Source organism: Agromyces cerinus subsp. cerinus, from assembly GCF_900142065.1.
Classification (GTDB): domain Bacteria; phylum Actinomycetota; class Actinomycetes; order Actinomycetales; family Microbacteriaceae; genus Agromyces; species Agromyces cerinus.
This window is the reverse complement of the sequence record NZ_FSRJ01000004.1, coordinates 640486-658336: the sequence shown is the minus strand read 5'-3', so window position 1 is coordinate 658336 and position 17851 is coordinate 640486. Positions and strand designations below refer to the sequence as shown.

The 17851-nt window shown below is 71.6% G+C and carries 16 protein-coding genes and 1 rRNA gene; 12 read left to right on the top strand and 5 right to left on the bottom strand.

Annotated features, from left to right (window positions below; translation table 11 throughout):
* The 4 genes from rrf to pnuC form a co-directional block, all read left to right on the top strand.
* Positions 1-94: ribosomal RNA gene (gene rrf / locus BUR99_RS17365) — 5S ribosomal RNA — on the top strand; the annotation flags it as partial.
* A 164-nt stretch (positions 95-258) separates the two neighbouring features.
* The gene (locus tag BUR99_RS17360) at positions 259-2166 is read left to right on the top strand and encodes a thioredoxin domain-containing protein (protein WP_074261579.1); all 1908 of its coding nucleotides are present in this window, start codon (positions 259-261) and stop codon (positions 2164-2166) included.
* A 51-nt stretch (positions 2167-2217) separates the two neighbouring features.
* Positions 2218-2637: a DUF3054 domain-containing protein gene (locus BUR99_RS17355; protein WP_074261578.1), complete on the top strand. Its 420-nt coding sequence runs from the start codon at positions 2218-2220 to the stop codon at positions 2635-2637.
* The gene (gene pnuC / locus BUR99_RS17350; protein ID WP_074261577.1) at positions 2634-3317 is read left to right on the top strand and encodes a nicotinamide riboside transporter PnuC; all 684 of its coding nucleotides are present in this window, start codon (positions 2634-2636) and stop codon (positions 3315-3317) included. The genes BUR99_RS17355 and pnuC overlap by 4 nt, the downstream gene beginning before the upstream one ends.
* Here the strand turns inward: pnuC and BUR99_RS17345 are convergent.
* Positions 3268-3600 (bottom strand): hypothetical protein, encoded by a 333-nt coding sequence (locus tag BUR99_RS17345; RefSeq protein WP_074261576.1) that lies wholly within the window; start codon positions 3598-3600, stop codon positions 3268-3270. The genes pnuC and BUR99_RS17345 overlap by 50 nt on opposite strands.
* A gap of 194 nt (positions 3601-3794) precedes the next feature.
* On the opposite strand from BUR99_RS17345, the gene BUR99_RS17340 reads away from it, so the two are divergent.
* Together BUR99_RS17340 and BUR99_RS17335 are read left to right on the top strand one after the other, a co-directional pair.
* Positions 3795-4355: an RBBP9/YdeN family alpha/beta hydrolase gene (locus BUR99_RS17340; protein WP_084184118.1), complete on the top strand. Its 561-nt coding sequence runs from the start codon at positions 3795-3797 to the stop codon at positions 4353-4355.
* 37 nt (positions 4356-4392) lie between these two features.
* Positions 4393-6081: a DUF7059 domain-containing protein gene (locus BUR99_RS17335; protein ID WP_084184098.1), complete on the top strand. Its 1689-nt coding sequence runs from the start codon at positions 4393-4395 to the stop codon at positions 6079-6081.
* A 40-nt stretch (positions 6082-6121) separates the two neighbouring features.
* Here BUR99_RS17335 and BUR99_RS17330 read toward each other — a convergent pair whose 3' ends face one another.
* Positions 6122-6550, bottom strand: coding sequence for a DUF1761 domain-containing protein (locus tag BUR99_RS17330; protein WP_074261574.1), 429 nt, complete (start codon positions 6548-6550; stop codon positions 6122-6124).
* Positions 6551-6770: 220 nt separating this feature from the next.
* Between BUR99_RS17330 and BUR99_RS17325 the strand changes: the two genes are divergently transcribed.
* From BUR99_RS17325 to BUR99_RS17315, 3 genes are all read left to right on the top strand, one after another.
* The gene (locus BUR99_RS17325; protein WP_074261573.1) at positions 6771-7703 is read left to right on the top strand and encodes a J domain-containing protein; all 933 of its coding nucleotides are present in this window, start codon (positions 6771-6773) and stop codon (positions 7701-7703) included.
* Positions 7704-7755: 52 nt separating this feature from the next.
* Positions 7756-9024, top strand: a complete 1269-nt coding sequence (locus BUR99_RS17320) for a M18 family aminopeptidase (protein WP_074261572.1) — start codon at positions 7756-7758, stop codon at positions 9022-9024.
* 97 nt (positions 9025-9121) lie between these two features.
* Positions 9122-9658, top strand: coding sequence for a rhodanese-like domain-containing protein (locus BUR99_RS17315; protein ID WP_074261571.1), 537 nt, complete (start codon positions 9122-9124; stop codon positions 9656-9658).
* An 83-nt stretch (positions 9659-9741) separates the two neighbouring features.
* Here BUR99_RS17315 and BUR99_RS17310 read toward each other — a convergent pair whose 3' ends face one another.
* Entirely contained in the window at positions 9742-9939 is a 198-nt protein-coding gene (locus BUR99_RS17310; protein ID WP_074261570.1) for a hypothetical protein, read from the bottom strand.
* 76 nt (positions 9940-10015) lie between these two features.
* Positions 10016-11404 (bottom strand): L-serine ammonia-lyase, encoded by a 1389-nt coding sequence (locus BUR99_RS17305; protein WP_074261569.1) that lies wholly within the window; start codon positions 11402-11404, stop codon positions 10016-10018.
* 176 nt (positions 11405-11580) lie between these two features.
* On the opposite strand from BUR99_RS17305, the gene BUR99_RS19730 reads away from it, so the two are divergent.
* The 3 genes from BUR99_RS19730 (at position 11581) to BUR99_RS17285 (ending at position 14592) form a co-directional block, all read left to right on the top strand.
* Positions 11581-12624 carry a GNAT family N-acetyltransferase gene (locus tag BUR99_RS19730; RefSeq protein ID WP_084184097.1) on the top strand — a complete coding sequence of 348 codons (1044 nt, stop codon included), beginning with the start codon at positions 11581-11583 and terminating at the stop codon, positions 12622-12624.
* Between the two features lie 79 nt (positions 12625-12703).
* Positions 12704-13735 (top strand): ATP-binding cassette domain-containing protein, encoded by a 1032-nt coding sequence (locus BUR99_RS17290; protein WP_074261667.1) that lies wholly within the window; start codon positions 12704-12706, stop codon positions 13733-13735.
* Positions 13732-14592, top strand: a complete 861-nt coding sequence (locus BUR99_RS17285) for an ABC transporter permease (protein ID WP_200802762.1) — start codon at positions 13732-13734, stop codon at positions 14590-14592. Before BUR99_RS17290 ends, BUR99_RS17285 begins: the two co-directional genes overlap by 4 nt.
* A gap of 27 nt (positions 14593-14619) precedes the next feature.
* Here the strand turns inward: BUR99_RS17285 and BUR99_RS17280 are convergent, their stop codons facing one another.
* Positions 14620-17829 (bottom strand): AfsR/SARP family transcriptional regulator, encoded by a 3210-nt coding sequence (locus BUR99_RS17280; protein ID WP_074261568.1) that lies wholly within the window; start codon positions 17827-17829, stop codon positions 14620-14622.
* Positions 17830-17851 lie beyond the last annotated feature (22 nt).

Genomic DNA, 17851 nt, shown 5'->3' with positions numbered 1-17851 from the left:
AACGCCCGGACACATTCCGAACCCGGAAGCTAAGACTCGCAGCGCCGATGGTACTGCAGGGGGGACCCTGTGGGAGAGTAGGACACCGCCGGACATAATTTCGAAGAGAGCCGCCCAGAAATGGGCGGCTCTCTTTGGTTTAACACGCACCACAGCACGCACGAGCCACACAGCACGCGTGCACGAACGAAAGGCCGCCCCTTGGGGCGGCCTTTCCTGTTTCCGGAAGAAGATGAAGCGCCTCGCTATCCTGAGGGTATGGGGAGCCGACTCGGCGATGCGATGAGCCCGTACCTGCGCGCTCACGCCTCGAACCCCGTCGACTGGTATCCGTGGGGAGAAGCGGCCTTCGAGGCGGCCAGGCAGCGGGATGTGCCGGTGCTGATCTCCATCGGCTACGCCACGTGCCACTGGTGCCACGTGATGGCGCGGGAGAGCTTCAGCGACCCCGCGGTCGCCGCGGTGATCAACGACGGGTTCGTCGCGATCAAGGTGGATCGTGAGGAGCATCCCGACGTCGACGCGAGCTATCTGGCCGCGGCCTCCGCCTTCACCCGGGAGCTGGGCTGGCCGCTCACCGTGTTCGCCTCCCCGGACGGGAACGCGTTCTACGCCGGCACGTACTTCCCGCCGCGCGAGATCAACGGGACGCCCTCGTTCAGCGCCGTGCTCGCCGCCGTCACCACCGCATGGCGTGAGCGCCGCGCAGAGCTCGACGCGACGGCGGCGGCGGTGGCCGAGGCGTTGGCGGCGGCATCCGCTGTCCGCACCGAAGGTGTGCAGCCCGGCCCCGCCGAACTCGCCGGCGCCATCGCAGCGCTCGCGGACGAGGAGGACCGGGTGCACGGCGGATTCGGCGGTGCGCCGAAATTCCCGGTCGCACCGGTACTGGCGTTCCTGACCGCTGCGGGTGGACCGGGGCGGGCGCTGGCCGAGCGGACGGTGCGGCTCATGGGCGCGTCTCCGCTGCACGACCCGATCGACGGCGGCTTCTTCCGCTACTCGACGCAGTCGGACTGGAGCGAGCCGCACTACGAGCGGATGCTCACCGACAACGCGCTGCTGCTTCGGGTCGCGACCGAGCTCGGGCGAGCGTGGCCGAACGACGAGCACACGGTGTCGATCGCCGACGGGGTGGCGAGATTCCTGATCGAACGGCTGCAGTTGCCGGGAGGCGGCTTCGCGAGCGCACAGGACTCCGAGAGCGTGATCGACGGCGAGCGGAGCGAAGGCGGGTACTACCGTCAGGATGCCGTGGGGCGCACGCGGCTCGCGCCGCCGCCGCTCGATGAGAAGGTGCTGACCGGCTGGAACGGGCTCGCGATCGGGGCACTGGCACGGCACGGCTTCGTGCGCCGTGATGCACGGTCGGTGGAGGCGGCGAGACGAAGCGCAGAGCTGCTGCTGGCCACGCACGTGCGGTCCGACGGCAGCCTGGTGCGGGCCTCGCTCGACGGGCAGGCCTCGACGGCCGTCGCCACGCTCGAGGACACGGGCATGTTTGCGGGCGGACTGCTCGAGCTCGCCGTGGTGACCGGTGAACCGGGTTACGCGGTGGCGGCGCGCACCCTCGTGGATGCGGCGCTGGCGGCCGCAAGCGGCGAGGAGGACGGGGCGGGACGGCTGCCGTTCGCGTCGCCCGGTGGGGGAGACCCGGTACTGCGGGCACGTGGACTCGAACTGCCCGATGACCCCGCAGAGGGTGCCGCACCGTCGGGGCTTACGGCGTGTGCGGATGCCGCGTGGCGGCTGTACCTGCTCGGAGCGGGGGATGCGTACCTCGCGTCGGCCGAGCGCGCGATGGCCTCGGTCGCCGGCATCGCACTCGAGCGCCCGCTCGCGTTCGGCGGTTCGCTCGAGCTCATGGCGAGGCTCACCGCCCCGGTCGTGCAGCTCGTGACGGTCGTGCACGAGGTCGCGGACACGGACGACGCCGCGGCATCCGGCGAGCCCGCGCTCCTCGCCGCCACCCGGGCTCACGAGGCATCCGTCGCCGTGATCGTCGACGAGCGGCAGGCGCGCGAGTTCGCCGAGGCGGGATTCTCGTTGTTCGAGGAGCGCACTGCACGGGGCGAGGTGCCGGTCGCCTACCGGTGCGAGGCGTTCGTCTGCGCGCTGCCGGTCGAGGACCCCTCGATGCTCGGGTCGCTCGGGCCGCATGAGTGAGGCCGGCGCGCAGGGTGCGCACGGGAACTCCGGGATCCGTACGATGAGAGCATGACGCATCCCGCGAACCACCGACCCGGCACGATCGCGATCGCGGCGGTGCTCGACGCCGTGCTCGTGGTCGTCTTCGTGCTGATCGGTCGACGCAGTCATGCGGAGGGGCTCGATCTCGCGGGCATCGCGGTCACTGCGTGGCCGTTCCTCGCCGCACTCGTCGTGGGCTGGCTCGCGGCGCGAGCATGGCGGCATCCGCTCGCCGTCTGGCCGACCGGTGTCATCGTGTGGGCGGTGACCGTGATCGGCGGCATGCTGCTGCGCGTCGTGAGCGGTCAGGGGACGCAGTTCGCGTTCATCGTCGTCGCGACGCTGACACTCGCCGCGTTCCTGCTCGGCTGGCGACTCGTCGCGCTGCTCGCGACCCGCCGCGGCCGGGCTCGCACCACCGACGCACCGCGAACCGAACCGGCATGAACCCGATCGAGTGGCTCTTCGACGCCCAGCTCGTGATCGGCGACCAGGTCATCCTCTGGCGCGAGATCGTCGGCAACGGGTTCGGACTCGCGAGCGCACTCGGCGGACTCCGGCGCAAGGTCTGGGCGTGGCCCGTCGGCATCGTCGGCAACGCGCTGCTCTTCACGGTCTTCATGGGCGCGCTCTTCGAGACGCCGAACCCCGTGAACCTGCTCGGGCAGGCCGGGCGTCAGCTCATGTTCATCGCCGTCTCGATCTACGGCTGGGTGCGTTGGTCGCAGCACCGGCACGTGAGCGACTCCGCGGTGGAGCCGAAGTGGGCCAGTGCACGCGCCCGCATCCTGCTCGGGGTCGCGCTCGTCGGCGGCACGCTCGTGCTGACCCCGATCTTCCGCGCCCTCGGCTCCTTCGAGCCGGTCTGGGCGGATGCGTGGATCTTCATGGGCTCACTGCTCGCCACCTGGGGCATGGCGAAGGGATGGACCGAGTTCTGGCTGATCTGGGTCGCCGTCGACATCGTGGGCGTGCCGCTGCTCATCAGCGCCGGCTACTACGCCTCGGCGCTGCTCTACGTCTTCTACGGACTCTTCACGATCTTCGGCTTCATCACCTGGATGCGCGTGCAGCGGGTCACCAACGCGACGGAATCCGGTCGAGCACCAACCACACCGCAGAGCTGAGCTCGGGGTGCTCGAGGGCGATCTCGCGCAACAGCTCGTACTCGAACTTCGCGACGTCGCCCTCGCGAGCGGCCGGGTGGTAGGCACGCGCCCGCACGGTGCGCCAGCGCTCGGAGTGGAGCCGGTCTTCACGCAGCGTCGCGACGACCTGTTCGTCGACCGACGGGAGGTCGGGCAGGAACACCCACGGGTCTTCGCCGAGCCGGCATCGGAGTTCGATGAGCGCGGAGAGCTCGTCACGTGCATCTTGACGCAGCCGCTCGAGTGTCGTCGACTCTGCCATGCGCGCCTCCCCTCGCTCGTCTTGATCGTAATCAACGCTAAACGCACCGTGTGACGGGCGGGTTACAGAGCGCAATCCGACGTGTCTTCCAGATGACGAATCGATGACGGTCGACACCGTGGTCGCGGCGGTCAGCTGATTGAATGGTGCGCGCTGCCGCGCTGCCACGCCGGCCGAACCTGGAGGAGCGCGAGTTGACGCAGTACCTGATCCTGCACGGCTACGAGAACCGGCGCCCCGAAGGGCACTGGGAGCACTGGCTCGCCTCCGAACTCGATGGGCGCGGGGCATCCGTTCGCTACCCGCAGCTGCCCGAGCCCGACGACCCGGAGCTCGACGACTGGATCACCGCGATCGAATCCCAACTGGTCGGAACCGAGCCCGCTTCGCTGACCGTCGTCTGTCACAGTCTCGCCTGCGCGGCCTGGCTCGTCTTCGCCGCCCGGCGGGCGGCGGCGGGGCGAACGGATGCCGCGGCGCATCGCCTGCTGCTCGTCGCCCCGGTCTCGGACCCGGTGCTCCAGAGCATCCCCCAGGTCGCAGGGTTCGTGCTCGGCGGCGATCCGGTGCATGCCGCCGCGGAGCACGTGATCGTGGTCGCGGGCGACGCCGATCCGTACTGCCCCGAAGGGGCGGCCCGGGTGTTCGCCGAGCCGCTCGGGGCCGAGCACGTCACCGTGCAGGGCGGCGGGCATCTCACGATCGACGACGGCTTCGGCCCGTTCCCGCTCGTGCTCGAGCTCGCGACCCGCTGATCGAACCGCAGTGGCGCGGGTGCGCTTGAATGGTCGGATGAGCACCGAGCCGAAACCGTCGCCCCTCACCATCGCCGATGAGGCTCGAGTCGACGAACTCCTGGGACTGCTCCGCGCCGACCTCGTCGCCGCGGACTTCACGGTCGCGGCACTCGAGGCGTTGTGGGGGGACGACGCCGCAGCGGCCCTGCATCGGGGAGAGCGCGTGCCGGCGCGGCGGGTGCTCGACGCCCGCAGGCGGGGGCACGGGGCATCCGCCGGTCTCGCGACGCTCGCCGAACTCTTCGTGCTCGGGGTTCCCGTGCCTCGCGGCGAGCTCGGCGAGGCGCTCGTCGGACTCGGAGTCGGCGGTGCCGTCGAGCTCGGGCTGGTGAGTGAGACCGGCGAGGACGGCGAGACCGGCGAGGACCGCGGCTCGGGCAGCGAGGCATCCGTTCGCGCTCGGCTCGATCTTCGGCCGTACGCCTTCACCGACGCGCACGGACGCGGCGAGTGGTGGATCCTCTCCGACCTCGGCGAGCTCACCCTCGGGCACGCCCTCGGCGAGCATCACGTGCTCGGCGTCGGGGGCGCGTCGATGACGCTCTCGGGCCTGATGCTGCCGACGCCCGCCCGGCGCGTGCTCGACCTCGGCACCGGCTGTGGGATCCAGGCCATGCACGCCTCCCGGTTCGCCGAGCGGATCGTCGCGACCGACATCTCCGAGCGGGCGCTCGAGATCGCACGGCTGAACCTCGTGCTGAACGGCATCGCCGGGGTCGAGCTCCGGCTCGGCAGCCTCTTCGAACCCGTCGCGGGGGAGCGGTTCGACCGCATCGTCTCGAACCCGCCGTTCGTCATCACTCCGCGCGTCGCGGGCGTGCCCGAGTACGACTACCGCGACGGCGGCATGGTGGGCGACGCGCTCGTCGAAGCGGTGATCCGCGGGACCCACGACCATCTCGAGCCAGGGGGCGTCGCCCAGTTGCTCGGCAACTGGGAGTACCGCGGCGACGGCGCATCCGGTGGCGCATCCGACGGGACCTCCGCGGGCGCCTCCGATGGTCTCGAACGCGTCGGCGACTGGGCCGCCGCGCTCGAGCACTGGGTGATCGAACGCGAGGTGCAGCACGTCACCGAGTACGCGGAGACGTGGATCCGCGACGGCGGCACGAGGCCCGGAACCGCCGAGTTCGACCGGCTCTACGACGCCTGGCTCGACGACTTCGCCGCTCGCGGGGTCGAGCAGGTGGGCTTCGGCTACGTGCTGCTGCGACGAACGGATGCCGCGGCATCCGATGACTCGACGGCGACGGCGACGGGTGCCGGCCGACTCGCTCGACTGGAGCGCCTGCACGGGCCGCTCGGCTCCAACGAGGCCGGGCTCGGCGCGCACCTGGCCGAATGCCTCGCCGAACACGACCGCCAGGCCGGGCTCGACGACGCCGCGCTCGCCGCGACACGGCTCACGACCGCCGGCGACGTCACCGAGGAGCGGCACTACTGGCCGGGCGACGACGATCCGACCGCGATGCTGCTGCGGCAGGGCAGCGGATTCGGACGCGCGATCAGTCTCGACACCGGGCTCGCCGCCCTCGTCGGGGCGAGCGACGGCGAGTTGTCGATCGGCGCGATCGTGTCGGCGCTCGCCCAGTTGCTCGAGGTCGACGAGCCGGCGCTCGCGGCCGAGCTGCTGCCGGCGGTTCGCACGCTCGTCGACGACGGCATGCTGCGTTTCACCGACTGAGGCGCGCGGGTGTCGACGGGAGGCGTCGACGCGGGTCTCGTCAGACGGTGCCGGCGGGCGGCCAGACGCCGATGATGAGCGCCATCACGACCACGGTCACGAACTCGTGCCCGATGTTCAGGATCGTGAGGCCCGGCGGCCGGCCTTCGAACACGTCGTGCGTGATGAAGCGCGCGGCGGTGAACCCCGCCCACAGCATGAGTCCCGTCGTGATCGCCATGAGCAGGTAGTTGCCGCCGAGCGCAGTCCACGCGACCTGGGTCGCGATCGCGAGCACCCAGGCGGAGATGAAGCTCACGACGAGCGTCGTGAGGATCGGGCCGACGGCTCCGCGCTCGCCGGAGTCATCGACCTTCGCGACCCGCATCCAATAGTTGCCGAACACCTTCGGCGTGTACCAGATCGATCCCACGAGCATCGTCGACAGCGTCGCGACGATCACGGCCCAGTAGTTCACGTCGACGAGCATCTCAGCTTCTCCTGCGAGTCACGGGCTCGGTCACTGCAAACTTCACGTCGACGAGCATCTCAGCTTCTCCTGCGAGTCACGGGCTCGGTCACTGCAAACTTCACGTCGATCAGCATCTCTGCCTCTCCTGTGACCCGCTCGGGCCCCTGTGGTCGGCAGTCTAGACCCGCGTACAGCCGCACCGCGGTATTCTCGTGGTCGCACATTCGAAAGCGAGCCCATGCCCGACAGTCCGCTCTCCGCCTCACCGTACGAGGTGCTCGGCGTCGCGTCCGACGCGGACGACGCGACGCTGCGGCTCGCCTACCGGCGGGCGCTCCGAAGCGCCCATCCCGACACGGGCGGCGATGTCGTGCGCTTCCACGCCGTGCAGTTGGCTTGGGAACTCGTCGGCACTCCCGATGCGAGGGCGCTCTTCGACCGCGGAGCCCGAGGCGGGGCACCCGCGCCGAACCGTGAGGCATGGGCTCCAGCGGCGCCGAGGCCGCGTCGCGACTCGCGGCCGCTCGCCCGCACCTACGGCCATCCCGGCGGTCTCTCGCGCGAGCGCTATCTCGGGCTGATCCGGGAGTGGGCCGGTCGCGGCGTGACGCTCGCCGACCCCTACGATCCCGCGCTCGTTCGGAGCGCGCCCCGCGACATCCGTCACGTGCTCGCCGACGCCCTCGCCGAGGAGGCGAGCGCCCGATCGCTCTCGACGCTCGGCATCGCCTACACGGTGTGGCACGACGTCGCGACGGATGCCGCGGGCCACGGCCTGCCGCCGAAGCTCGACCACCTCGTGCTCGGGCCCACCGGGCTCTTCGCGATCCAGTCGGAGGACTGGGGCGGACCCGTCGCCATGAAGCGCGGCGAGCTCGTCGGCGCGGCACTCGACGGCGAGCGACCGATGCGCGCGCTCGCCGCCCGGGCGAAGTCGATCGGGCGCGCCGCCAAGGTCAAGCCGACGGCGCTCGTCATCGTCGTGCCCGACGAGCACGCCGAGGAGTCGCTCGAACTCGGCGGCACGAATCGCGGCGCCGTGGTCGCGCTCGTGCGGCGCTCGCGCCTCGCGAGCGCGGTGCGCGAAGGCCTGCCCGGATCGGCGCACCTCGGCGGCACCGAGGTCATGGAAGTGCGCTCGCGCCTGCAGGCCGTCGTGCGATTCGCCTGACGTCCCGAGCGGCGAACTCGACCCCGAGGCGTCGGCGGTGTTGGATGGGGGGATGCCCGCATCACGCACCGACGCCTACATCGCCGACTTCGCCGAGTTCGTCCGCGCCTCCCCGTCGTCGTACCACGCGGCCGAAGAGGTCGCGCGCCGCCTCGAGGCGGCCGGCTTCGACCGACTCGACGAGCGCGACGATTGGCCCACGGGCGGCGGTCGCCGCGTGGTCGTGCGCGACGGCGCCGTCATCGCCTGGGTCGCTTCGGAGGGGGCCGACGGCACGACGCCGTTCCGCGTGCTCGGCGCCCACACCGATTCGCCGTCGTTCAAGCTGAAGCCGCGCCCGAGCTCGAACTCGGAGGGCCTGCTGCAGGCCGGCGTCGAGGTGTACGGCGGGCCGCTCCTGAACTCCTGGCTCGACCGCGAGCTCGAGCTCGCCGGCCGTATCGTCACCGACGACGGCGCTGCGCACCTCGTGCGCACGGCCCCGATGCTGCGCATCCCGCAGCTCGCGATCCACCTCGACCGCGAGGTCAACAAGGGGCTCACCCTCGACAAGCAGCGGCACATGCAGCCCATCTGGGGCACCGGCTCCGAGGGCGACATCCTGGGCGTGCTCGCGGCCTCCGCCGGTGTGGCGGCCGATCGGGTCGTCGGCCACGACGTGCTCGTCGCCGACACGCAGGCTCCCGCACGGTTCGGCCTCGATGACGCGCTGTTCGCCTCGGGCCGCATGGACAACCTGAGCTCCGTCTACGCCGGACTCGTCGCCCTGCTCGCAGCGCCGAGCGATGCCGCGCACGTCAGCGTGCTCGCCGCATTCGACCACGAGGAGCTCGGTTCCGAGTCGCGCTCGGGCGCGAGCGGTCCGTTCCTCGACGACGTGCTCGTGCGCATCGGCGCCGGCCTCGGGGCCGGCGACATCGAGCGCCGGCGTGCGTACGCGGCATCCTGGATCGTCTCCTCCGACGCGGGCCACGCCGTGCACCCGAACTACCCCGACCGGCACGACCCGGCGAATCGGCCGGTGCTGGGCGGCGGGCCGCTGCTGAAGCTGAACGCGAACCAGCGCTACGCGAGCGACGCCGAGGGCACGGGCTTCTGGGCATCGGTGTGCCGGCAGGCGGGCGTTGCGACGCAGCCGTTCGTCTCGAACAACTCGATCCCGTGCGGAACGACCATCGGTCCGCTCTCGGCGACCCGACTCGGCATCCGCACGGTCGACGTCGGCGTGCCGCTGCTCTCGATGCACTCGTCGCGCGAGCTCGCACACGTCGACGACCTCGTCGCCCTCGGCGCCGCGGTGACCGCCTTCTTCGCGGGCTGATCCCGCCGCGTGGCCGGCGCCCGCGTGGCGGGATGTCGCGCCACGACGGCGTGATCTACCCTGCCCTCGACGGCGGTCGGGTGGCAGGGTGAACAGCATGACCGAGACGATCACGGCCACGCCGCCGACAGCTTCACCCGAACTCTTCGCCCACGTCGCCACCCGTGACGCGGCGATCGCGCACTTCCGGGGCCGCCTCGGGTTCGAGGCCGACGTCTCTGACGTCGCGGCCGCGCTGGCGGTCACCGAGCCGGGTGCCGAACCCGGCTTCGTGCTCGTCGACACCCGAAGCGATGCCTCCTGGGCGCAGGGCCATGTGCCCGGCGCCGTGCACCTGCCCGGGCGGCGCATCGCGGCCGACGCGGCCGAGCTGATCCCGGCGGGTGCACCGGTCGTCGTCTACTGCTGGGGGCCGGGCTGCAACGGATCGACCCGCGCCGCACTCGAGTTCGCGCTGCTCGGCCACCCTGTCAAGGAGATGCTCGGCGGATTCGAGTACTGGGTGCGCGAGGGCTTCGCCTACGACACCGCCGATGGGCGGGCCCAGCTCGGGGCCGACCCGCTCACGAACGTCGCCGAGGCGGGACTCGGCGGAGGCGCCGTGGTCGACGGCGCCATCAGCTGCGCCTGCTGACGCGGGCGCGTCGAGCACGGGTGGGCGCCGGTCGGGACACCGGCGCCCACCCGGCAGTCATTCGACAGCCGAGGCCGACCGCTTCAGCGCAGCGGGCCGCGCCGGCTCTCGAGCCACATCGTGTGTTCGCGGAGGCCGTTGCGCACGGCCGCCTTGATGATCAGGTAGCCGATCCAGAGCATGAGCCCGAGCACGGCGAGGTAGATCAGCAGGCCGATGACGAGGCCGATGAGGCCTGCGCCCCAGAACAGTTCGGGGATATTCGGGTCGGGGGTTTCCATCTGCACAGCGTGCCAGACGGGGGCGAGCGGCGCGAGAGTCCCGATCGGGGGTCACCGGGCGCGGTGCGCCCGTTCGTCAGCACTCGATGACGTTGACCGCGAGACCGCCTTCGCTCGTCTCCTTGTACTTCGTCATCATGTCGATGCCCGTCTGCCGCATCGTCTCGATGACGGTGTCGAGGGAGACCACGTGCGTGCCGTCGCCGTGCAGCGCGAGCCGCGCGGCGGACACGGCCGTCGATGACGCGATCGCGTTCCGTTCGATGCACGGCACCTGCACGAGGCCGCCCACGGGGTCGCAGGTGAGACCCAGGTGGTGTTCCATCGCGATCTCCGCGGCGTTCTCGATCTGGCGGGGGGTGCCGCCGAGCACCGCGCACAGCGCACCGGCCGCCATCGCGCACGCCGAGCCGACCTCGGCCTGGCAGCCGCCCTCGGCGCCGGAGATCGACGCGTTCTTCTTGACGAGCGAGGCGATGGCCGCGGCGGTCAACAGGTATCGGCGGATGCCGGCGGCATCCGCCCCGGGCACGAACTTCAGGTAGTAGTGGCCGACGGCCGGAATGATGCCGGCCGCGCCGTTCGTCGGCGCGGTCACGACCCGGCCGCCCGCGGCGTTCTCCTCGTTGACCGCGAGCGCGAACGCGTGCAGCCACTCCGTCGAGGTGTCCCGGTGCTGAGCGGTGGCGTGCTGCTCGTCGCGGTCGTACTCCTCGAGGCGCGCTCGCACGAGCGACGCGCGTCGCTTCACGCGCAGGCCGCCCGGCAGGGTGCCGTCGGCGGCGAGCCCGTTCGACACGCATTCGGCCATCGCCGCCCAGATCGCGTCGAGGCCGTCGTCGATGCCCTGCTCGCCGTGGACGGCGACCTCGTTGTGGCGCGCGACATCGCACAGCGAGACGCCGTGCTCCTCGCAGAGCGCGAGCAGTTCGTCGGCGGTCGAGTAGGGCAGCGGATGCCGCAGCGCCTCGGCCTCTGAGGCGGTCTCGCCCTCGCGGCGGATGAACCCGCCGCCGACCGAGTAGTAGGTGTCTTCGGCGAGCGGCAGCGGATCGTCGCCCCAGGCCTGCAGCGTCATCGCGTTGGGATGGCCGGGCAAGCGGGTGCGGGGGACGAGGGCGACATCGCCGCGTGCCATCCGAATCGGGTGCGAGCCGGCGATGCGCACCTCGGTGCCGTCGTCGCCGAGCGCGGACCAGGCGCCGCGCACGTCGTCGGGGTCGCAGTCGTGCGGCTCGAGGCCGGCCAGCCCCGCGATGACCGCGTCGGGAGTGCCGTGACCGAGGCCGGTGGCGCCGAGCGAACCGTAGAGCGAACAGGTGATGCGGGTGACCCGGTCGAGCACGCCGTCGCCCGCGAGTCGCTCGGCGAAGGCCCGTGCGGCGCGCATCGGGCCGACGGTGTGGGAACTCGAGGGGCCGATCCCGATCGAGAAGAGATCGAGGGCTGAGACGAACGCTGTCACCCCTCAAGGCTACGCCGGGAGCCGCGCAGCGTTGTGGCACGAACTCGCAGAATCGTGCGCGTGCGACGAATGCCGCGCTCGTTCGCGGCGCGATCGGGGGTGTTCACGCATTCGGCCGATTCGAGCCGCCGGTGCGCCGCCCGTGGAGCCGTGTTCGGCTCGTAGGCTGGAAGGCGATGCAGACCGACAGCGCCCCGTTCACCATCCGTCCGATCAGCGACCCCGAAGCCGCCGCCGAACCCGTCCTCATCGCCGCCGCGTTCGCCGCGGGTCCGTACGGGCACCTGCCGGTGAGCGAAGAGCGACGCGTGCTCCAACGCGACGTGTCGGGGCGTGCGGCATCCGGTGCCGTCCTCGTCGCCGTCGCCGATGGCGCCGCAGACGGCGAGCGATTGCTCGGCACGGCGAGCGTGCTGCGCGCGGGCACGCCGTACTCGCGAGTCGCGATCGGCGACGAGGCCGAGGTGCGGCTCGTGGCCGTCGACCCTGCCGTCCAGGGCGCGGGGATGGGCGAGGCGCTGATGCGGGCGAGCATCGAGACCGCCCTCAGCTGGGGAGCCGATGCATTGCTGCTCGACACCGGTGAGCGCAACCTCCGTGCGCAGGCGCTCTACGCGCGGCTCGGATTCGAACGGCAGCCCGATCGCGACGAGCAGTTCGGCGACGTCCTGGCGTTCGCCTACCGCTTCGCCCTGCAGGACCGGGCCGACATCCGCGTGCGACTCATGCGCCCCGACGAGGTCGACGCGGTCACCGAACTCGTCGAATCGGCGTACGCGAGCGACTTCGAACTGAACGACGCGTATCGCGCCGACATCGTCGCGGTCGCCGAGCGCGCACGCGAGCACCAGGTCTGGGTGGCGACGGATGCCTCGAGCGGCACGCTCCTCGGCACCGCCTCGACCCCGGTGGCCGGTGCGGCGATCTCGCCGCTCGCGCGTGACGGCGAACTCGACTTCCGGTTCCTCGGCGTCGCAGCGGACGCCCGTCGCCGCGGTGTCGGCGAGGTGCTCGTGGCGCACGTGTTGCGGCTCGCGCGCATCCGCGGCCTCGAGCGGGTCGTGCTGAACACCGGGCCCGACATGCTCGCGGCGCAGCGGCTGTACGAGCGCCTCGGCTTCGGCCGACTGCACGAGCGCGAGTTCGTGTTCGAGCGACCCGACGGCACGAGCTTCCTCATGATCGCCTACGGGCGCGACGTCGAGGCATCCGCCGCCTGAATCGTCGCTTGCAGTCGATCGCAGCGACTGTCAGCGCCGTGTGAGCGTCGTGTGAGCGCGCCCGCGGAACATGGTCGTCATGACCACATTCACTTCACACGACACCACCGCCGGTCGCGGCTGGGCCGTCGAGGCCGAGGGCCTCGTGAAGACCTTCGGATCCAACCGCGCCGTCGACGGCGTCGACCTCCGCGTCGCGACGGGCACCGTCTACGGGGTGCTCGGCCCGAACGGCGCCGGCAAGACCACGACGATCTCCATGCTCGCGACCCTCCTGCGGCCCGACGGCGGCAGCGCCCGGATCTTCGGGCACGACGTGCAGCGCGAGAGCCAGGCCGTGCGCCAGCTCATCGGCGTCACGGGCCAGTACGCCTCGGTCGACGAGACGCTCTCGGCGAACGAGAACCTCATCCTCTTCTCCCGGTTGCTCGGGCTCGGCCACTCGGCCGCCAAGCGGAAGACCGCCGAACTCCTCGAGGAGTTCGGGCTCACCGAAGCGGCGAAGCGCCCGCTGAAGAACTTCTCGGGCGGCATGCGCCGTCGGCTCGACCTCGCTGCGAGTCTCATCGCGCAGCCGCCGCTCATCTTCCTCGACGAGCCGACGACCGGTCTCGATCCGCGCACCCGCGCGCAGATGTGGGAGACGATCCGTCGCCTCGTCGCGACCGGCTCGACCGTGCTGCTCACGACCCAGTACCTCGACGAGGCCGACCAGCTCGCCGACCGCATCGCGGTCATCGACAAGGGCCGCGTCGTCGCAGAGGGCACGGGCGACGAACTCAAGGCATCGGTCGGCGAATCGAGGCTCGAACTGCGCCTCGTGAACGAGAACGACCGCGATGACGCGCGGGTGGCCATCGAGCGGGTGCTGGGCGTCGCGCCCACGCTGTCGCCCGAGGCCGGCCGCATCACCGCCCCCATGCACGACCCCGACCTCGTCGCCGACCTGCTCATCACCCTCCGCGACGAGGGCATCCACCTGGCCGAGATGAGCGTGCAGAAGCCGACGCTCGACGAGGTGTTCCTCACCCTCACCGGCCATGGCGTCGAAGAGGACACCACCGAGGCGAGCTTCGAGAGCGACGCCGAGCTCGAAGGGAGCCTCGCATGACCACCATTGCACCCGACCAGGTCACCGGCGCGCCGAGCGCCATCGGCGCGACGACCATCACGCCCGGCGTCGAGCGCGAGGTGACGAACAGCGTGAGCCTGCGCGAGACCATCTCGCACACCTTCACCATGGCCCATCGGGGCCTCCTGAAGATCAAGCGCACGCCCGAGCAGCTCATCGACGTCACCCTGCAGCCGATCATCTTCACGCTGATGTTCACGTACATCTTCGGCGGAGCGATCGCGGGCGACGTGCAGAACTACCTGCCGATCATCATCCCCGGCATCCTCGTGCAGACCGTCATCTCGACGTCGGTCGTCACCGGCGTGCAGTTGCGGGAGGACATGGCCAAGGGCGTGTTCGACCGTTTCCGCTCCTTGCCGATCGCGCGCATCGCACCGCTCTCCGGTGCGTTGCTCGCCGACACGGTGCGCTACCTGATCGCCACGACCCTGACGTTCGTGATGGGCTACATCATGGGCCTCCGGCCCGAAGCAGGCGTCGGCGGCGTCATCGCGGCCGGCCTGCTCGTCATCGTGTGCGCCTGGAGCCTGTCGTGGATCTTCGCCTTCTTCGGCGTGATCGCCCGCAGCGCCTCGAGCGTGCAGGGCATCTCGATGCTCGTGCTGTTCCCGTTGACGTTCCTCTCGAACGCCTTCGTGCAGCCCGAGACGATGCCGGCGCCGCTCGAGTGGTTCGCGAACATCAACCCCGTCTCGCATCTCGTCACCGCGGTGCGCGACCTCGTCAACGGTGCGGGAATCGGCGCCGACTTCGGATGGTCGCTCGTCGGCGCGGCCGTCATCGTCGCGGTCTTCGCACCCCTCACCGTGCGGGCGTACATGCGCAAGGCATGACGCGAGCGCCGGCCGCGGTCGGCGCCGTCACACCCCCGGAACGGGCTCCGCGATCAGCGCGCGAGCCCGTTCCGTGCGTTCGGAGTTCGAGAGCATGGATGCCGCGGCGCGCGCGGCGGCGAGGGGCTCGGCGCCCGCATGGTCGACGATGACCGCGGCGATGTTCTCGAGGCGCAGTGCGGGCAGGTCCTGCCGCGAGTGCAGCACCTCGGCGAGCGCGAAGGACTCGACGGCCCGATCGGACAGCGACGGATGCCGCACCGCCCACGCGCTCCACCCGGCGGTGACCGTGCCGAGCACCGGGCGATCCGTGAAGACGTCGCCTCGACCACGCAACGCCGCGACCGTGCGCCGGCGCATGAGCTCGGCCCACTCGGCGACCCTCGCCTCGGGCCAGTCCGACTGCACGCCGCCCGAGACGAGCGCGGCGAGCGCGATCTGGTACCAGGGCGACGATCGCTGGCGCGGCTGCGTGAACTTCGAGAGCACCGCCGGCGCCCGCTCGAGGGCGAGCGCGGTGTCGCCTCGGAGCCGGGCGACCTCCACGAGTCCGAGCACGGCCGTCATCGCCTGGGGGATCCCGTCGCTCGTGACGCGGTCGTCCGCCGCCTGGACCACGAGTCGCTCCTCGGCCTCGTCGAGGCGTCCGGCCGAGATCAGGTGGCTCGTGACCATCCAGTCGATCTGGAGCAGGTCCTGGGTCGCCTCGAGTCGCACCATGCCCGCACGTGCCTCGGTCGCCCACTCGAGGGCCTCCTCGGAGGCTCCTCGCTGCCCGGCGAGCTCCGCGAGCATGAGCGCGGACATCGCGGATGCCCAAGCGTCGCCGACCTGCTCGGCGAGTCGATGCGTGCGCAGGGCGTACTCGGCGGCCAGCCCGGTCTCGCCCTCGTTCTCGGTGAACTGCGACTGCAGGATGTTCGCGAGCAGGGCGGTCTCGGGGTCGTCGGACTCGGTCATCGAGCTGATCAGACTGCCGGCCAGCTCGAGGTCGGGCATGGCGAGCAGGAACTGCGTGATCGCGTCGATCCACGGCGCTCGCGGGAATCCGAGCTTCGCGACGGCGCGCAGGCGGGCGAGTGCGCGCAGGCCGGCAGGCGTGGCCGCGGCGAAGTTCGTGCCTGCGATGAGGATGAGGCCGAGCATCGCCGCCTCGTTGTGCGCGGCATCCGGTCGCGTGCCCCGCGTCGCCTCGAGCACGGCGTCGCTGAGGCCCAGGATCTCGGAGTGGGCGCTCCTGACGGTCCAGAAGTAGCCGAGCGCGGCGAACACCGAGGCGACCGTCGGTGCGTCGCGCTGCTCGATGGCCGTGCGCAGCACCGCGACGAGGTTGTCCTGCTCGATCGCGATCGCGGCGAAGGTCGGCAACTGGGCCGGGCCGCGCACATGTCCGAGCGAACGCCGCGAGAAGTCCGAGGCCCAGCCGGCCATCGCCGCGGCGACCTCCGAGCGCTCATCGGCGTCGAGCCGCAGCTGCCCGAACTCGCGCACGGTCTCGAGCATGCGGTATCGCGGCAGGCCGAGCGCGTCGTCGGCGACGCCGAGCAGCGACTGGGTGATGAGCCCGTCGAGCACCCACGCCGCATCGGCGATGCCGAGCACGGTGTCGGCGGCCTCCGCGCCGAACCCGTCGACGAACCAGGCGAGCCGCGGCAACGCGGCCTGCTCTGCCGGGGTCAGCAGCGCCCAGCTCCACTCGATCACTGCGGCGAGGGTGCGCTGGCGTTCGGGCGCCGAACGGTCGCCGCCCGCGAGCAGCGTGAAGCGATCGGCGAGCCGCGCCTCGATCTGCTCGACGCTCATCGAACGCACGCGGGCCGCGGCGAGCTCGATGGCGAGCGGCAGCCCGTCGAGTCGGTCGCAGAGACGCTGCACGACCTCGAGGGGGAGGGATGCCGCGGGGCGGGCGGCTCTCGCACGTTCGAGGAACAGGCGAGCGGCCGGGCCTGGCTCGGCATCCGGTTCGCCTGCCGCGAGCGTCGCGAGCGGGTACACCTGCTCGGCGCCGATCGCGAGCGGGCTGCGACTCGTGGCCAGCACGCGAAGCGCGGGAACGGCTGCCAGGAGGTCGGCGGTCCACGTCGCTGCACCCTCGACGACCTGTTCGCAGTTGTCGAGCACGAGCAGTGTGGGCCGCTCGGCGAGCTGCTGCGTGATGCGTGCGCGCACGTCGGGTCGGATCGCCGTGTCGGCGATCCGCTGGCTGGAGCTCGCCTCGCGGACGCCGAGCGTCGAGGCCAGTGCGAGCGTCACGTCGTCGTCGGTGCGCACACTCGCCAGCTCCACCACGACGACCGTCGGGGCCGCGGAGCGGGCCGCGATCTCCTGCGCGAGCCGCGTCTTGCCGAGCCCCCCGGGGCCGAGGATCGTGACGAGGCGGTGAGCCGCGAGCGCCGCTTCGATGGCGTCGAGGTCGTCGTCGCGCCCGATGAGCTCGTTGGGTGCGGCGCGGACCCCGATGCGCAGGCGGGCGGGCGGCCGGCTCGTCGGCTCCTCGGCGCGCAGGAGCTCGGCGTTGAGCGCGACGAGCTCCGCCGAGGGCGAGGCACCGAGCTCGTCGGCGAGCGCCGTGCGGAAGGCTGCGAACCCGGCGAGGGCGTCGGCTCGACGACCGGATGCCGCGAGCTCCCGCAGGTGCGCGGCGACGAGCTGCTCGTTGAGGGGTGCCGCATCGAGCAGCAGCTGTAGGTCGGCGGCGGCGCCGTGGTGGTCGCCGTCGGCCGATCGGAGCGTGGCGCGTCGCTCGAGGAGGGCCGATCGCACCGCCGTCGATCGTTCTGCGAGCAGTTCTGCGATCGGTGCGCCGCCGAGGTCGGTGCCGGGCTCTCCACGCCAGAGTGCGAGTGCCCCGTCCAGTGCGGCGGCGTCGGCGGTGTCGCTGCCGGCCGCGGCAGCGAGCTGCGCCGCCGCGCTGAGATCGAGTCGGGCGGGCATGACGTCGAGGGCGTAACCGCCGGGCTGGAAGCGGACGAGCCCATCGGCCGCGACCGCGCGTAGGCGGCTCACGAGGGTCTGGAGCGCCGCCTTCGCGTTGCGCGGCGGGGCTTCGCCCCAGAGCTCGTCGATGATCGTCTCGACGCCGACCGTTCCGCCCGGCTCCCTCGGACCGACGGCGAGCACCGCGACGAGTGCCTTGGCGAGACTGCCCGGGGGTTCGACGAGCGTCCCATCGCGACCTTCGATGCGCACCGGGCCGAGCACGCAGACGCGTGGCCGTTCGGCGAAGGCGTTGAGCACGGCACGAGCCTAGCCGCCGCTC

What these genes read in the sequence shown, in the direction of transcription:
- BUR99_RS17310 (WP_074261570.1), bottom strand. Translation starts at nt 9,939, where the DNA reads ATGGAAACCCCCGACCCGAATATCCCCGAACTGTTCTGGGGCGCAGGC.
- BUR99_RS17315 (WP_074261571.1), top strand. Translation starts at nt 9,122, where the DNA reads ATGACCGAGACGATCACGGCCACGCCGCCGACAGCTTCACCCGAACTC.
- BUR99_RS17290 (WP_074261667.1), top strand. Translation starts at nt 12,704, where the DNA reads ATGACCACATTCACTTCACACGACACCACCGCCGGTCGCGGCTGGGCC.
- BUR99_RS17330 (WP_074261574.1), bottom strand. Translation starts at nt 6,550, where the DNA reads ATGCTCGTCGACGTGAACTACTGGGCCGTGATCGTCGCGACGCTGTCG.
- BUR99_RS17285 (WP_200802762.1), top strand. Translation starts at nt 13,732, where the DNA reads ATGACCACCATTGCACCCGACCAGGTCACCGGCGCGCCGAGCGCCATC.
- BUR99_RS17345 (WP_074261576.1), bottom strand. Translation starts at nt 3,600, where the DNA reads ATGGCAGAGTCGACGACACTCGAGCGGCTGCGTCAAGATGCACGTGAC.
- BUR99_RS17360 (WP_074261579.1), top strand. Translation starts at nt 259, where the DNA reads ATGGGGAGCCGACTCGGCGATGCGATGAGCCCGTACCTGCGCGCTCAC.
- BUR99_RS17355 (WP_074261578.1), top strand. Translation starts at nt 2,218, where the DNA reads ATGACGCATCCCGCGAACCACCGACCCGGCACGATCGCGATCGCGGCG.
- BUR99_RS17335 (WP_084184098.1), top strand. Translation starts at nt 4,393, where the DNA reads ATGAGCACCGAGCCGAAACCGTCGCCCCTCACCATCGCCGATGAGGCT.
- BUR99_RS17320 (WP_074261572.1), top strand. Translation starts at nt 7,756, where the DNA reads ATGCCCGCATCACGCACCGACGCCTACATCGCCGACTTCGCCGAGTTC.
- BUR99_RS19730 (WP_084184097.1), top strand. Translation starts at nt 11,581, where the DNA reads ATGCAGACCGACAGCGCCCCGTTCACCATCCGTCCGATCAGCGACCCC.
- BUR99_RS17325 (WP_074261573.1), top strand. Translation starts at nt 6,771, where the DNA reads ATGCCCGACAGTCCGCTCTCCGCCTCACCGTACGAGGTGCTCGGCGTC.
- pnuC (WP_074261577.1), top strand. Translation starts at nt 2,634, where the DNA reads ATGAACCCGATCGAGTGGCTCTTCGACGCCCAGCTCGTGATCGGCGAC.